11 protein-coding genes and 1 pseudogene are annotated in these 13,048 nt (G+C 73.9%); 8 read left to right on the top strand and 4 right to left on the bottom strand.

Going from position 1 to position 13,048, the window contains the following annotated elements; genetic code table 11:
- Positions 1 to 125 precede the first annotated feature (125 nt).
- Genes nagB through B8281_RS03240 form a run of 4 tightly spaced genes read right to left on the bottom strand, consistent with a single transcriptional unit; the run spans position 126 to position 3,806 of the window.
- Entirely contained in the window at positions 126 to 908 is a 783-nt protein-coding gene (gene nagB / locus B8281_RS03255) for a glucosamine-6-phosphate deaminase (RefSeq protein ID WP_085386900.1), read from the bottom strand.
- The gene (locus B8281_RS03250) at positions 908 to 1,990 is read right to left on the bottom strand and encodes a Gfo/Idh/MocA family protein (RefSeq protein ID WP_085386899.1); all 1,083 of its coding nucleotides are present in this window, start codon (positions 1,988 to 1,990) and stop codon (positions 908 to 910) included. The genes nagB and B8281_RS03250 overlap by 1 nt, the downstream gene beginning before the upstream one ends.
- Entirely contained in the window at positions 1,987 to 3,054 is a 1,068-nt protein-coding gene (locus B8281_RS03245; RefSeq protein ID WP_085386898.1) for a Gfo/Idh/MocA family protein, read from the bottom strand. The genes B8281_RS03250 and B8281_RS03245 overlap by 4 nt, the downstream gene beginning before the upstream one ends.
- Positions 3,051 to 3,806, bottom strand: a complete 756-nt coding sequence (locus B8281_RS03240; RefSeq protein ID WP_021481961.1) for a FadR/GntR family transcriptional regulator — start codon at positions 3,804 to 3,806, stop codon at positions 3,051 to 3,053. The genes B8281_RS03245 and B8281_RS03240 overlap by 4 nt, the downstream gene beginning before the upstream one ends.
- 100 nt (positions 3,807 to 3,906) lie before the next feature.
- Here B8281_RS03240 and B8281_RS03235 point away from each other — a divergent pair, with 100 nt between their 5' ends.
- The 8 genes and pseudogenes from B8281_RS03235 to B8281_RS20070 all read left to right on the top strand — a co-directional run.
- Positions 3,907 to 5,511, top strand: coding sequence for an ABC transporter substrate-binding protein (locus tag B8281_RS03235; RefSeq protein WP_157446544.1), 1,605 nt, complete (start codon positions 3,907 to 3,909; stop codon positions 5,509 to 5,511).
- A 132-nt stretch (positions 5,512 to 5,643) separates the two neighbouring features.
- The gene (locus B8281_RS03230; protein ID WP_021481963.1) at positions 5,644 to 6,600 is read left to right on the top strand and encodes an ABC transporter permease; all 957 of its coding nucleotides are present in this window, start codon (positions 5,644 to 5,646) and stop codon (positions 6,598 to 6,600) included.
- 1 nt (position 6,601) lies between these two features.
- Positions 6,602 to 8,701: a dipeptide/oligopeptide/nickel ABC transporter permease/ATP-binding protein gene (locus B8281_RS03225; protein WP_085386896.1), complete on the top strand. Its 2,100-nt coding sequence runs from the start codon at positions 6,602 to 6,604 to the stop codon at positions 8,699 to 8,701.
- Positions 8,698 to 9,540 (top strand): ABC transporter ATP-binding protein, encoded by an 843-nt coding sequence (locus tag B8281_RS03220; protein WP_085386895.1) that lies wholly within the window; start codon positions 8,698 to 8,700, stop codon positions 9,538 to 9,540. The genes B8281_RS03225 and B8281_RS03220 overlap by 4 nt, the downstream gene beginning before the upstream one ends.
- A gap of 74 nt (positions 9,541 to 9,614) precedes the next feature.
- Positions 9,615 to 10,538 (top strand): dihydrodipicolinate synthase family protein, encoded by a 924-nt coding sequence (locus B8281_RS03215; RefSeq protein ID WP_085386894.1) that lies wholly within the window; start codon positions 9,615 to 9,617, stop codon positions 10,536 to 10,538.
- The gene (locus B8281_RS03210; protein ID WP_085386893.1) at positions 10,531 to 11,532 is read left to right on the top strand and encodes an ROK family protein; all 1,002 of its coding nucleotides are present in this window, start codon (positions 10,531 to 10,533) and stop codon (positions 11,530 to 11,532) included. The genes B8281_RS03215 and B8281_RS03210 overlap by 8 nt, the downstream gene beginning before the upstream one ends.
- Entirely contained in the window at positions 11,529 to 12,245 is a 717-nt protein-coding gene (locus B8281_RS03205; protein WP_074804515.1) for an N-acetylmannosamine-6-phosphate 2-epimerase, read from the top strand. Before B8281_RS03210 ends, B8281_RS03205 begins: the two co-directional genes overlap by 4 nt.
- 336 nt (positions 12,246 to 12,581) lie before the next feature.
- Positions 12,582 to 12,989 (top strand): annotated as a pseudogene (locus B8281_RS20070) (zeta toxin family protein); the annotation flags it as partial.
- Positions 12,990 to 13,048: the final 59 nt, after the last annotated feature.

Here is a 13,048-nt window from a genome sequence, read left to right as displayed (position 1 = left end):
GCCCGCACCTGCAGGGGGCTGTGGTGCGGGCATCGGCTGGGCCTCAACCTAGACACCCAACTGGACAGGCGTCCAGTTCTCGAGCGGGTGAAGTCCGGGCGTCGTCGAGCCGCCCGTGCGGCGGGCTAGAGGCCCTGCCAGTCGGGCTTGGACGCGTACGTCTGGCGGTAGTAGTCGCCCAGCTGCAGGCGCGAGGCCGCCGCGTCGTCGACCAGGACCGTGGCGTGCGGGTGCATCTGCATGATCGTCGCGGGCCACATCGCGCTGATCGGGCCCTCCACGAGCTGGTGCACCGCCTCCGCCTTGCCCTTGCCCGTGGCCAGCAGCACCAGGTGCCGCGCCGACATGATCGTCGCCAGACCCTGCGTCAGACAGTGCCGCGGCACCCGCTCCACGTCGTCACCGAAGAACCGCGCGTTGTCCTCGCGCGTCTGCGCCGTCAACGTCTTGATCCGCGTCCGCGACGCCAACGACGACCCCGGCTCGTTGAACGCGATGTGCCCGTCCGTCCCGATCCCCAGGATCTGCAGGTCCACACCCCCCGCCCCCACGATCGACTCCTCGTACGCCGCGCACGCCGCCACCAGGTCCTCCGCGTTGCCGTCCGGACCCTGCACCGCACCCGGAGCGAAGTCCACACGCGAGGCGATCTCGGTCTCGATCACGTTGCGGTACCGCTGCGGATGATCGACCGGCAACCCCACGTACTCGTCCAGCATGAACGCCCGCACCCCCGCGAACGACAACCCCTCCTGCACATGACGCCGCACCAGCTCGTCGTACACCTTCAACGGCGACGACCCCGTCGCCAACCCCAGCACCGCCCCCGGACCCGACCGCACCACCGCCTCCACGGCATCCGCAGCCAGCACCGCCAACCGCTCCGCCGGAGCGATCACGACCTCCATCAGACCCTCGCCTCCTCGGGCACCGTCCGGTGCTCCACCGCGACCACGTCGCCCGTCTCGACCGAGCGGTACGCCGCGTCGATCACGGCGAGCGACGCGCGCGCCTCCTCGATCCCGTAGTCCGGCCGTCCGCCGGCCAGCACCGCCCCGACCACGTGCCGCAGGTACGCCGCCGCGGCGACCTGGCCGGCGTCGGCGGCGATCGTCGTCCGACCGTCCGCGCCGAACCGCGCGACGGCCGGGGCGTCGTCGTCCGCGACGGCGTGGCCGTGCGACCCGAGCAGCCGCACCGACGACGTGGTGGGCGTCCCGCCGGGTGCGAACGGGACGCGCCCGAGGGTGATCGTCGCGGTCACGCCGCGCTCCAACTCCAGCGTGACGACCGCCGTGTCCTCCACCCCGGCCTCGCGGTGCGGCTCCAGGAACAGCGACCCCGCGAAGGCGTGCACCTCGACGGTGCGCAGCCCGGTGAGGTGGTGCGCCGCGTCGGCGCAGTAGCCGAGGAAGTTCAGCAGCTCGCCGCCCCCGGAGAGCGTGCGGTCGACGACGAGGCCCGGGCGCTCGACCGACGTCGCGAAGTGGGCGCCGGACGCGAGGAACTCGAGGTCCAGGTGGCGCGGCAGGCCCACGTGGCCGGCGTCGACCCACGCGCGCAGACGGCGCAGCGCGGGCGCGTGCGTGCGGTTCACGACGGCGCACGTCCGCCCCGTGCGGGCGGCGACGGCGACGAGGTGGTCGGCGTCGGCGAGGGTCGTCGCGACGGGCTTGTCGACGAGCACGTCGAGGCCCGCCTCCAGCAGCGCCGCCGCCAGGCGCGCGTGCCGGGTCGGCTCGGCGCACACGACGACGAGGTCGACCGTGCTGCCCAGGCCCTCCGCGACCGCGGCCACGTCGGCGACCTCGGCGTAGGGCACCCCGGCACGCTCGGCGACGGCGCGCGAGTCGTCGCGCACCCAGCCGGGCGCGTCCGCCTCCTCGACGACGCCGACGAGCTCGACGCGGTCGTCGGCGCCGAGGATCCGCAGGTAGTCGGCCGCGTGGCGCACGGCCGACGCGAACGCGACGCGCAGGGTCGTGCTCATGCGGCCACCCCCGTGGTCGCGTAGCCGGGGACGTCGGCGACGCGCTCGCGCCGCCCGGAGACGAGCGAGCGCTGCGCGGCGAGCGCGGTCGCGAGCGCGGCCCGCACCTGCGGCGTCGTGACGACGGGCGCCGCGTCGCCGCGCACCACGTCGAGCCAGTGCGCGAGCTGGATCCCCAGCGCGCCCTCGACGGAGACGGGTGGGGCGGTCGTGGCGTCGGAGTGCAGGCCGTCCTCCTCGGTGGTCGAGTGCGCGAGCGTCCCCTCGGTCCCCACGAGCACGACCCGGCGCACGAGCTCGCCGCGGCGGCGCAGCGCGTAGCAGAGCTCGAGCGTCGCGAGCGCGCCCGACGCCGTGCGGAGCTGCACGTGGAACGAGTCGGGCGACTCCATGTCGGGCGAGAACGTGCGGAAGCCGCGCGCGAAGACCTCGACCGGCTCGTCGTCGAGCAGCCACGTCGCGGCGTCCATGATGTGGGTGCCGTTGTGCACGGGGTGCCCGCCCGAGAGCTCCGGGTCGAGCTGCCAGCCGCGCCACCCGGCGGGCCACGCGTGTCCCGTGTACCAGGAGATGTGCGCGAGCCGCGGGGTGCCGATCTCGCCCCGGCGGGCCGCGGCGGCGAGCGCCGTCACGGCGGGCTGGAAGCGCACGGTCTGCCCGACGACGAGCGTCGTGCCCCGGCCCTCGGTCGCCGCGACCATCGCGTCGAGCTCGGGCAGCGACAGCGCCGCCGGCTTCTCGACCTGGACGTGCTTGCCGGCCTCGCCCGCGGCGATCGTGTCGCGCGCGTGCGTGGGCGTCGCGGTGACGACGTCCACGGCGTGCACGGCGTCGTCCGCGAGCGCCTCGTCGAGCGCGGTGGTCGCCCGCGCGCCGGGGACGAGCGCCGCGAGCGCGCGGGTGCGCTCCAGGTCGTGCCCGACGACCCAGCGCACGTCCGCGCCGTCGAGCGCCGCGAGCGCGGTGAGGTGCTCGCGCGCGAACGCCCCGATGCCCACGACGGCGATCCCGACGGGGCGGCGGCTCGACGGTCGCCCGGCCGTGGGGAGGTGCTGGGGTCTCACGCGGTCGTCACCCCGAGGGCCCGGTCGATCGGCTGGTAGTGCGAGGCGACGGCGGCCCGGAACGCGTCGACGTCGCCGGCCTCGGCGGCGTCGAGCATCGCGCCGTGCGCGCGGGCGGTCTGGTCGAGGTCGGCGGCGACGGAGAGCCCGAGCTTGGGGATCACGGCGGTGTGCACGTCCCAGAACGCGGCGACGAGCTGCCCGACGAGCGAGTTGTCGAGCCGCGCGAGCAGGCCGGTGTGGAACGCCCGGTCCTGGGTGGGGAACGACTGGCCCTGCGACGCCGCGGCGACCATCTCGTCGACGAGGGCGTGCAGCTCGGGGTTCGAGGTCCCGGTGAGGCTCGCGACGATGCGCTCCGCCATGGCGAGGTCGAGGGACTGGCGCACCTCGACGACGTCGCGCAGCGCCCGCAGGTCGTCGCCGGGGGAGAGGACGCCGCGGAAGACGAGCGCCTCGACGAGCGCGTCGAGCGACATGCTGCCGACGAACGTGCCGTGCCCGTGGCGGACCTCGACGATGTCGAGGGTCGACAGGGTGCGGATCGCCTCGCGCACGCTCGACCGGGAGACGCCGAGGTGCTCGCACAGCTCGGCCTCGGTGGGGAGCGGGTCCCCGGGCCGCAGCCCCTCGCCGAGGATGAAGTCCTTGATCCGGTCGGCGGTGGTGGTCCGCCGCGGTGCGGTCGCACCGGTGCTGCCGGCTCTGGAGGCGTCGAGCGTCGCGAAGCTCCTCCGCCGTGGTGTCGCCATCTTGACCCCTTCGGTTTCTGGTCCTAGTGTCATGCTACACAACGTCAGACATCAGACATCTTCTCTCCGGAAGAGTGTCGGTCTCATGTCAGGAGAACCAATGAAGCTTCACGTCAGCTCACCTCCCCGTCGCCGGGGAGTCGCTGCGGTCGCCGCGGGCGTCGTGCTCGCGCTCGGCCTCGCGGCTTGCTCGGGTGGCGACGCCGCGCAGGACGACCCGACCGAGGGCACCGCCGCCCAGGGCGAGATCGACCAGGACGCCGTGATCGAGGCGGGCATCTCGTACTCCCTCTCCGGTGGGTTCGACCCGATGATCACCACCGGTGCCGTGACAGTAGCCGCGAACTGGCACGTGTTCGAGGGACTCACCGAGCTCGACCCCGCGACGCGCGAGGTCTACGCGGCGCTCGGCACCGACCTCCCGGCGCAGGTCGACGACACCCACTACGAGGTGGACATCCGCGAGGGCGCGGTCTTCCACGACGGCACGCCCGTCACCGTCGACGACGTCGTCTTCAGCTTCGAGCGCGTGCTCGACCCGGCGAGCGAGTCGCTCTACGCCGGCTTCATCGACTTCATCGAGTCCGTCACCCCCGTCGACGACGACACGGTCTCGATCAACCTCAAGTACCCGTTCAGCCTCGTCCCCGAGCGTCTCTCGGTCGTCAAGGTCGTCCCCAAGGCGCTCGTCGAGTCCGACTACGAGGCGTTCAACGCCCTGCCCGTCGGCACCGGCCCGTTCAAGATGACCCAGGCGACGCCCGACGACAAGATCACGTTCGAGCGCTTCGACGACTACAACGGCCGTCGTCCCGCGCTGGCCGCCGGTCTCGTGTGGAACCTGCTGTCCGACCCCGCGGCGCGCGTCACCGCGATGAGCTCCGGCACGGTCAGCGCGATCGAGGACGTCCCCTACATCGACGTCCCGACGCTCGAGGGCGCCGTGGACGTCGAGTCGGTCCAGTCGTTCGGCACGCTCTTCATGATGTTCAACACCGACCTGCCCCCGTTCGACGACGTCCGCGTGCGCCAGGCGTTCTTCTACGCGCTCGACATGGACAAGATCATCGACAACGGGCTCCTCGGCAACGGTGCCGCGGCCACGAGCTTCCTGCCGCAGAGCCACCCGAACTACCACGAGGCGTCGACCGTCTACTCGTACGACCCGGAGAAGGCGAAGTCGCTGCTCGCCGAGGCCGGCGTGAGCGACCTGTCCATCACGCTCCTCACCACCGACACCGGCTGGGTCGCGGACATCGCGCCGCTCATCAAGGAGAACCTCGACGCGATCGGCGTCGACACGACGCTCGACATCGGCCAGTCCGGCGGCCAGTACACCAAGGTCGACAACGGCGACCTGCAGGTCATGGTGGCGCCCGGCGACCCGTCCGTCTTCGGCAACGACCCCGACCTGCTCATGCGCTGGTGGTACGGCGACAACGTGTGGTCGCAGTCGCGCTACCGCTGGAACGACGACCCGAAGTTCGCCGAGCTCCAGGGCATCCTCGACGCCGCCGTCCGCACGTCGGGCGACGAGCAGCAGGAGCTGTGGAACCAGGCGTTCGACCTGATCTCCACCGAGGTGCCGCTCTACCCGCTGCTGCACCGCAAGCTGCCGACCGCGTGGGACGGCGACACGCTCTCCGGCTTCAAGCCGCTGCCCATCACGGGCCTGTCGTTCCTCGACGCCGGCCTCGTCAAGTAGCCGCGGGCGCGTAGCCCTCGGCGCCGACCGACCCCGGGCCCCTCGCCCGCCCCGGCGAGGGGCCCGGTACCCGCCCGGCACCCAGAACGGACAGACCATGCACCGCACCCCCGACGCACCAGGAGGTCGACCATGAGCGCGCTGCTGCGACTCGTCGGACGCCGCCTCCTGCAGCTGCCGATCATGATCCTCGGCATCACGTTCCTCGTGTTCCTCGTGATGTCGTTCTCGCAGGTCGACCCCGCGATCCAGGCCCTCGGCGAGGGCGCCTCGGTCGAGGCGCGCGAGGCGTACCGCGAGGCCAACGGGCTCAACGACCCGCTCCTCGTCCGGTACGTCGCGTTCCTCGGCGGCCTCCTGCACGGGGACCTCGGCACGTTCAGCGCCCGCCAGGTGCCCGTGGCCGACGAGGTCGCGCGCGCCCTGCCGATCACCCTGCAGCTCACGCTCATGGGCCTCGTCATCGCCGTCGTGGCCGCGCTCGTCATGGGCATCCTCGCCGCGCTCTACCGCGACCGCTGGCCCGACAAGGCGATCCGCGTCGTGTCCGTCGCGTCCCTCGCGACGCCGTCGTTCTGGCTCGCGGTGCTGCTCATCCAGGTCGTCACGCTGAGCGCCGGGTGGCTGCCCGCGAGCGGCCCCCTGCCCGACCCGTCCGAGGACCTCGGCGGCTACCTCGCGCGCATGACGCTGCCCGCGCTCGCGCTCGCGATCCCCGTCGTCGGCCAGCTCACGCGCGTCGTGCGCACGTCCGTCGTCGAGGAGCTCGACAAGGACTACGTCCGTACCGCGATCGGCGCGGGCATCCCGCGCCACGTCGTCGTGGGGCGCAACGTGCTGCGCAACGCGCTCATCACCCCGATCACGGTCCTCGGCCTGCGCGTCGGCTACCTCATCGGCGGCGCCGTCGTCATCGAGATCATCTTCGCGCTGCCCGGCATGGGCACGCTCATCCTCAACGGCGTCACCAACAACGAGCCCAACCTCGTGCAGGGCGTGACCCTCACCGTGGCGCTCGCCTTCGTGCTCATCAACATCGTGGTCGACATGCTCTACGTGCTCGTCAACCCGCGGATCAGGACGGTGTGACGTGCGCCGACAGCTCACCGAACGACTCTCGACCCCCGGGCTGCGCCTGCGCGCGCTGCCCCTCGGGTCCAAGATCTCCCTCGCGTTCGTGCTCCTCGTGGCGCTCGCGGCCGTCTTCGCGCCGCTCGTCGCGAGCCACGACCCGCTCGCCACCGGCACGCCCGTCCAGCCCCCGAGCGCGGAGAACTGGTTCGGCACCGACCGCCAGGGCCGCGACATCTTCTCCCGCGTCGTCTACGGCGCGCGGTACTCGCTCGTCATCGGCCTCGGGTCCACGGCGATCGCGCTCGCCGCGGCCGCCGTGCTCGGCGCCGTCGCCGCGACGGCCCGCAAGAGCGTCTCCGAGACCCTCATGCGCGTGCTCGACATCATCATGTCGTTCCCCGGCATCGCGCTGGCCGCCGTGTTCGTGTCCGTCTTCGGCCGGTCGCTGCCCGTGCTCGTGCTGACGATCGCGTTCCTCTACACGCCGCAGCTCACGCGCGTCGTGCGCGCCAACATCCTCGACCAGTACGGCGAGGACTACGTCGCCGCGACCCGCGTCATGGGCGCGCGCACGGCCTGGATCCTCGCGAAGCACGTCGCCCGCAACTGCGCGGCGCCCGTGCTGGTGTTCACCACCGTGCTCGTGGCCGACGCGATCGTCTTCGAGGCGTCGCTGTCCTTCATCCAGGCCGGCGTCCCCGACCCGGAGCCCTCGTGGGGCAACATCATCGCCGCCGGCCGCGACCTCGTCATGGGCGGCTACTGGTGGGCGACGTTCTTCCCGGGCCTGGCCATCATGCTCACCGTCCTGTGCCTCAACATCCTCTCCGAGGGCATGACGGACGCGATGGTCGCCGCCCCGCGGGCGACGCGCGCCACCCCGGCGAAGGCCGTCGCGACCGACTCCGACGACGCGGCCGTCGCCGCGGAGCTCACCGCGATGGACGCCGACGAGCCGGTCGAGACGGCGGACGAGGCACGCCTCGCCGAGTCCGAGCCGGTCGTGCCGGACGTCGAGCCGCAGGTCGCGCACGTCGGGCGGGCCGTGCCCCTCGCCTCGCGCCTCGCCACGCTGCGCGCCGCCGAGGCGGCCCGCACGGACCGGCCGGTGTACGACGGCGACGCCGAGCCCCTGCTCGAGGTGCGCAACCTGTCCATCCGCTTCCCGCGCCACGGGGACGTCGCGGTCGTGGACGACGTGTCGTTCTCGGTCCGCCCCGGCGAGACGATGGCGCTGGTCGGCGAGTCCGGCTGCGGCAAGTCGATCACGTCGCTCGCCGTCATGGGCCTGCTGGACCCCTCCGCGCAGATCAGCGGCGAGATCCGGTACGGCGGCAAGGACCTGCTCGCGATGGGCAACCGCGAGCGCGCGGCGCTGCGCGGCACCGAGATCGCGATGATCTACCAGGACGCGCTGAGCTCGCTCAACCCGTCGATGCTCGTCCGTGCGCAGATGAAGCAGCTCACGCGCCGCGGCGGGACCCGCACGGCCGAGGAGCTCCTCGAGCTCGTGGGCCTCGACCCGGAGCGCACGCTCAAGAGCTACCCGCACGAGCTCTCCGGCGGGCAGCGCCAGCGCGTGCTCATCGCCATGGCCCTCACGCGCGACCCGAAGCTGGTCATCGCGGACGAGCCGACGACGGCGCTCGACGTCACCGTCCAGGCCCAGGTCGTCGCGCTGCTCGACGAGCTGCGCGTCAAGCTCGGCTTCGCGATGGTGTTCGTCAGCCACGACCTCGCGCTCGTCGCGCAGATCGCGCACCGCATCACGGTCATGTACGCGGGCCAGGTCGTCGAGCAGGCGCCGACGAGCGAGCTGCTCACCGACCCCCGCCACGAGTACACGCAGGGCCTGCTCGGCGCGGTGCTCTCGATCGAGCAGCGCTCCACGCGCCTGCACCAGATCCCCGGCACCGTCCCGTCGCCGCGTGACTTCCCGACGGGCGACCGGTTCGCGCCGCGCTCGTCGCGCCCCGACCGCGGCCTCGACGTGCGGCCCGTGCTGCGCGCCGTGGACGCGGACGGGCAGCACCTCGTCGCGATGCCGCCGGACGAGCCGCTCGGCGCCGTCGCGGGCGGTGGCCCCGCCCCGATCACCACCGGAGGGACGCGATGAGCGCCACCGACCAGACCCCGACCGCCGCGGAGCGGGGGTCCGTGACCGACCACGACACCCCCGTCGTCGAGCTGCGCGGCGTGCACGTCGTCTTCAAGGCCCGCACGGGCACGCTCTTCAAGGCCAACCGGGTGCACGCGGTGAACGACGTCAGCGTCGCGGTCCGCCGCGGCAGCACGCTCGGGATCGTCGGCGAGTCCGGCTCGGGCAAGTCGACCATGGCGAAGGTGCTCGTCGGGCTGCAGGCGCCGACGTCCGGCGAGATCCGCTTCCGCGGGCAGCCGGTCGACAAGTACACGACGCGCGTGCGGCGCGACGTCGGGCGGGTCGTGTCCGTCGTCTTCCAGGACCCGGCCACCGCGCTCAACGCCCGCATGCGCGTGCGGGACGCCCTGCGGGACCCGCTCGACGTGCACCGCGTCGGCGACGCCGCGTCGCGCGAGGCGCGCGTCCGCGAGCTCGTGCACCTCGTCGGGCTGCCCGAGTCGGCGCTCGACGCGCTGCCCGGCCAGCTCTCCGGCGGGCAGCGCCAGCGCGTCGCCATCGCGCGCGCCCTCGCGCTCGCGCCGGACGTGATCGTCGCCGACGAGCCCACGTCCGCGCTCGACGTGTCCGTGCGGGCCCAGATCCTCAACCTGCTCGCCGACCTCAAGGCCGAGCTCGACCTGGGGATGGTCTTCATCTCGCACGACATCCAGACGGTGCGCCACGTCTCCGACGAGATCGTCGTCATGCAGGGCGGCCGCATCGTCGAGTCCGGCCCCGCCGCGCGCGTGCTCGACGACCCCCAGGACGACTACACCCGCACCCTGCTCGGCGCGGCGCCCGCGCTCCTGTGAGCGCCGCCGCGCCCCGCCCGACGCCGGGCACCACCCCGACCACCACACCGCTGAACCCAGAACCGGAGCTCCTCGTGACCACCCCCTTCCGCGGGATCGTCCCGCCCGTCCTCACCCCGCTCACGACCGAGGGCGAGGTCGACGTCGCGTCCCTCGAGCGTCTCGTGGACCACCTCGTCACCGAGGGCGTGCACGGCCTGTTCGTGCTCGGGTCGACCGGCGAGGTCGCCTATCTCACCGACGCGCAGCGCGACGTCGTCGTGCGAACTGTCGTGCGCGCTGCCGCCGGTCGCGTGCCCGTCATGGGCGGCGCCATCGACCTGACGACGGCGCGCGTCGTCGAGCAGGCGAAGGCGCTCGTGGCGGGCGGGGTGGACGCGGTCGTCGCCACGGCCCCCGTCTACGCGCTCAACGACCTCGACGAGATCGAGCGCCACCTGCGCGCCGTCGCGGCCGCCGTCGACGTGCCGCTGTTCGCGTACGACATCCCGGTGCGCGTGCGGACGAAGCTGCCCGCGGACCTCCTCGTCCGGCTCGGTACCGAGGGCGTCCTCGCGGGCGTCAAGGACTCGTCGGGCGACGACGTCGGGTTCCGCCGCCTCGTCGCCGCCAACGCGGCGGCCGGCTCGCCCCTCGCGCTCTTCACGGGGCACGAGGTCGTGGTCGACGGGATGCTGCTGCTCGGCGCCGACGGCGTCGTGCCGGGCCTCGCGAACGTCGACGCGGGCGGCTACGTGCGCCTGTGGGACCTCGCCCAGGCCGGGAAGTGGGACGATGCCCGGGTGGAGCAGGACCGTATCGCCGCGCTGTTCGAGATCGTGTTCCAGGCACGCGGCCGCTCGGGCGACGCCGCGGGCGTCGGGGCGTTCAAGGTGGCCGCGCAGCGCCAGGGGCTCATCGCGACCGAGACCCTCGCGTTCCCCGTCGAGCCGCTCGCGGACGACGTCGCCGCGCGCGTCGAGGAGATCACGCGCGCCGCGGGGCTCCTGCGTGGCTGACGCCTCCCCGGACGCCGCCGCGCCGACGGTCGTCGTCGGCGTCGACCTCGGCGGCACCAAGACGGCCGCGGCGACCGTCGCGGCCGACGGGACCCTCGGTCCCGTGCTCGCCGTGCCGACCCCGGCCGCCGGCGGCCCCGACGCGGTGCTCGACGCCGTCGCCGGGGTCGTGGGCGAGGTCGTCGCCGCGCTGCCGGGCGCGGCGCGCCTGCGCGCGCTCGGGGTCGGCACGGCCGGGGTGGTGGACGTCGGTCGCGGCGTGATCGTGTCCGCGACCGACACCCTGCCCGGCTGGCCCGGGACCGACGTCGCGGGCGGCCTGCGCCGCCGGCTCGCCGACCTGGCGGCGGACGCCGACCTGCCCGTGTTCGTCGAGAACGACGTCGACGCGCACGCCGCCGGCGAGGTGTGGCGCGGTGCCGCCGCGGGCGCGCGCAGCGCGCTGCTCGTCGCCGTCGGGACCGGGGTGGGGGGTGCCGTCGTGCTCGACGGGCGTCCCCTGCGCGGCGCGCACCACGTCGCGGGCGAGCTGGGGCACGTGCCCGTCCCCGGCGCCGAGCTGCTGCGCTGCCCGTGCGGACGCACCGGCCACCTGGAGGCCATCGGGGCGGGCCCGGCCGTCCACCGCCGCTACCTCGCGCTCGGCGGGGACGCGACCAGCCCCGACACGCGCGACGTCGTCGCCCGGGCCGACGCGGGCGACGAGCTCGCGGCCTCGGTCGTGCGCGACGCCGCCCGCGCCGTGGGCCGCGCCGTCGCCGGGGTCGTCACCGTGCTCGACCCGGAGGTGGTCGTCGTGGGCGGCGGCATGGCCGGCGCGGGCGACCTGTGGTGGTCCGCGCTCGAGGACGCGCTGCGCGCGGAGGTCGTCGACGTGCTCGCCGACCTCCCCCTGCGGCCCGCCGCGCTCGGGAACGTCGCGGCGGTCGTCGGCGCGGCGCGCGGCGCGTGGAACCTGCTCGACGACCGCACGACCGACGGAGGAGCGCGATGAGCGCGGAGCAGCACGACCGGACGCCCTGGACGCGCGAGCGCGTCCTCGACGCGATGCGCGGACGCCTCACGGTGTCCTGCCAGGCTTACCCCGGCGAGCCCCTGCGCGACCCGCGCACGACGGCGCAGATGGCGCGCGCCGTCGTCGCCGGGGGAGCGGCCGCCGTCCGCGTGCAGGGCCTGGACGACGTCGCGGCCGTCGTCGCGGCGGTCGACGTGCCCGTCGTCGGGCTGTGGAAGGACGGCGACGGCGGGGTCTTCATCACCCCGACCCTGCGGCACGCCGTCGCGGTCGCGGACGCGGGCGCGCACGTCGTCGCGCTCGACGGCACGCGCCGGCCGCGCCCCGACGGGCTCACGCTCGCCGAGACCGTCGCGCGCCTGCGCGAGACGACCGACGCGCTCGTCATGGCGGACTGCGGGTCGCTCGACGACGCGCTCGCCGCGCAGGACGCGGGCGTCGACCTGCTCGGCACGACCCTCTCCGGGTACACCGGCGAGCGGCCCCGGACCGACGGCCCCGACCTCGCGCTGGTCGACGAGATGGTCGCCGCCTGCACCCTCCCGGTCGTCGTCGAGGGTCGCGTGCACACCCCCGCCCAGGCCGCCGAGGCGATGGCGCACGGCGCGTTCGCCGTGTGCGTGGGCACCGCGATCACCCACCCGACGACCCTCACGTCCTGGTTCGTCGACGCGGTGGCGCCGCCCGCCTGACCCGGTGGGTGCCGGGGCTGCGACGCGTCGCCCCGGCTCCGCGTGCTGCGCAACCCCGGCGCGAGCGCGGACTGCGCGGCGTGCGACCTCGCCGGGCTGCGGGCGATCCACCGGTAACCGGCGCCCCGCTGTCACGCGAGAGTCCGCACGCCACCATCGCGAACCCGGCCTGGTTCTTCGCCCCCGGGATGCCGACCCCGATGCGCGAGGAGCTGCACGCGCTCCTCCTCGGCTTCCGTGCCACGATGGAGAACGAGGTCGCGCACGACAAGTGCGCGATCGTCCTCGCCGTGCCGCCCGGGGCCGGCAAGTCGCGGATCCTGGGAGGGCTGATCGGTGAGCCCGGTAGCGAGAGCCAGCGCAAGTGGCTTGAAGTCGATCCAGACGAGATCAAGATTCAGCTCCTGGACGCGGCCGCCGCCGACGGGTCCTACGGGAACTTCATCAAGCCGGCCTCGGTGCGCGAGCTCGAGGCCCAGGGAGGAGCGGCTCTTCCCGCTCGACTTCGCCGCCCTCGTGCACAAAGAGTCCTCCGCGCTGGCCAAGGTCGTGCACGAGGAAGCGATCCGCGCCGGCGCCAACGTCGTCATCGACTCGGTCCTGTCCACCGGACGCGCCGTCGAGCCCGGGCATCAGCTCGAGCGCGCCGGCTACCTCGTCGACGTCGTCGAGGTGCCCTACGACGTCGCGGCCGCCAGGATCGCCCAACGCTGGCGCGACGACTACACCCTGGCGCTCCAGGGAGACCCCGAGTACCGCCACGGCGGCCGCTGGGTCCCCGAGGACTACGCACGCAGCGTGTA

It is taken from the genome of Cellulosimicrobium sp. TH-20, assembly GCF_002105775.1.
Taxonomy (GTDB): Bacteria; Actinomycetota; Actinomycetes; order Actinomycetales; family Cellulomonadaceae; genus Cellulosimicrobium; species Cellulosimicrobium funkei.
Note: the sequence above shows the minus strand (reverse complement) of the source record. Positions and strands in the feature narration are given on the sequence as shown.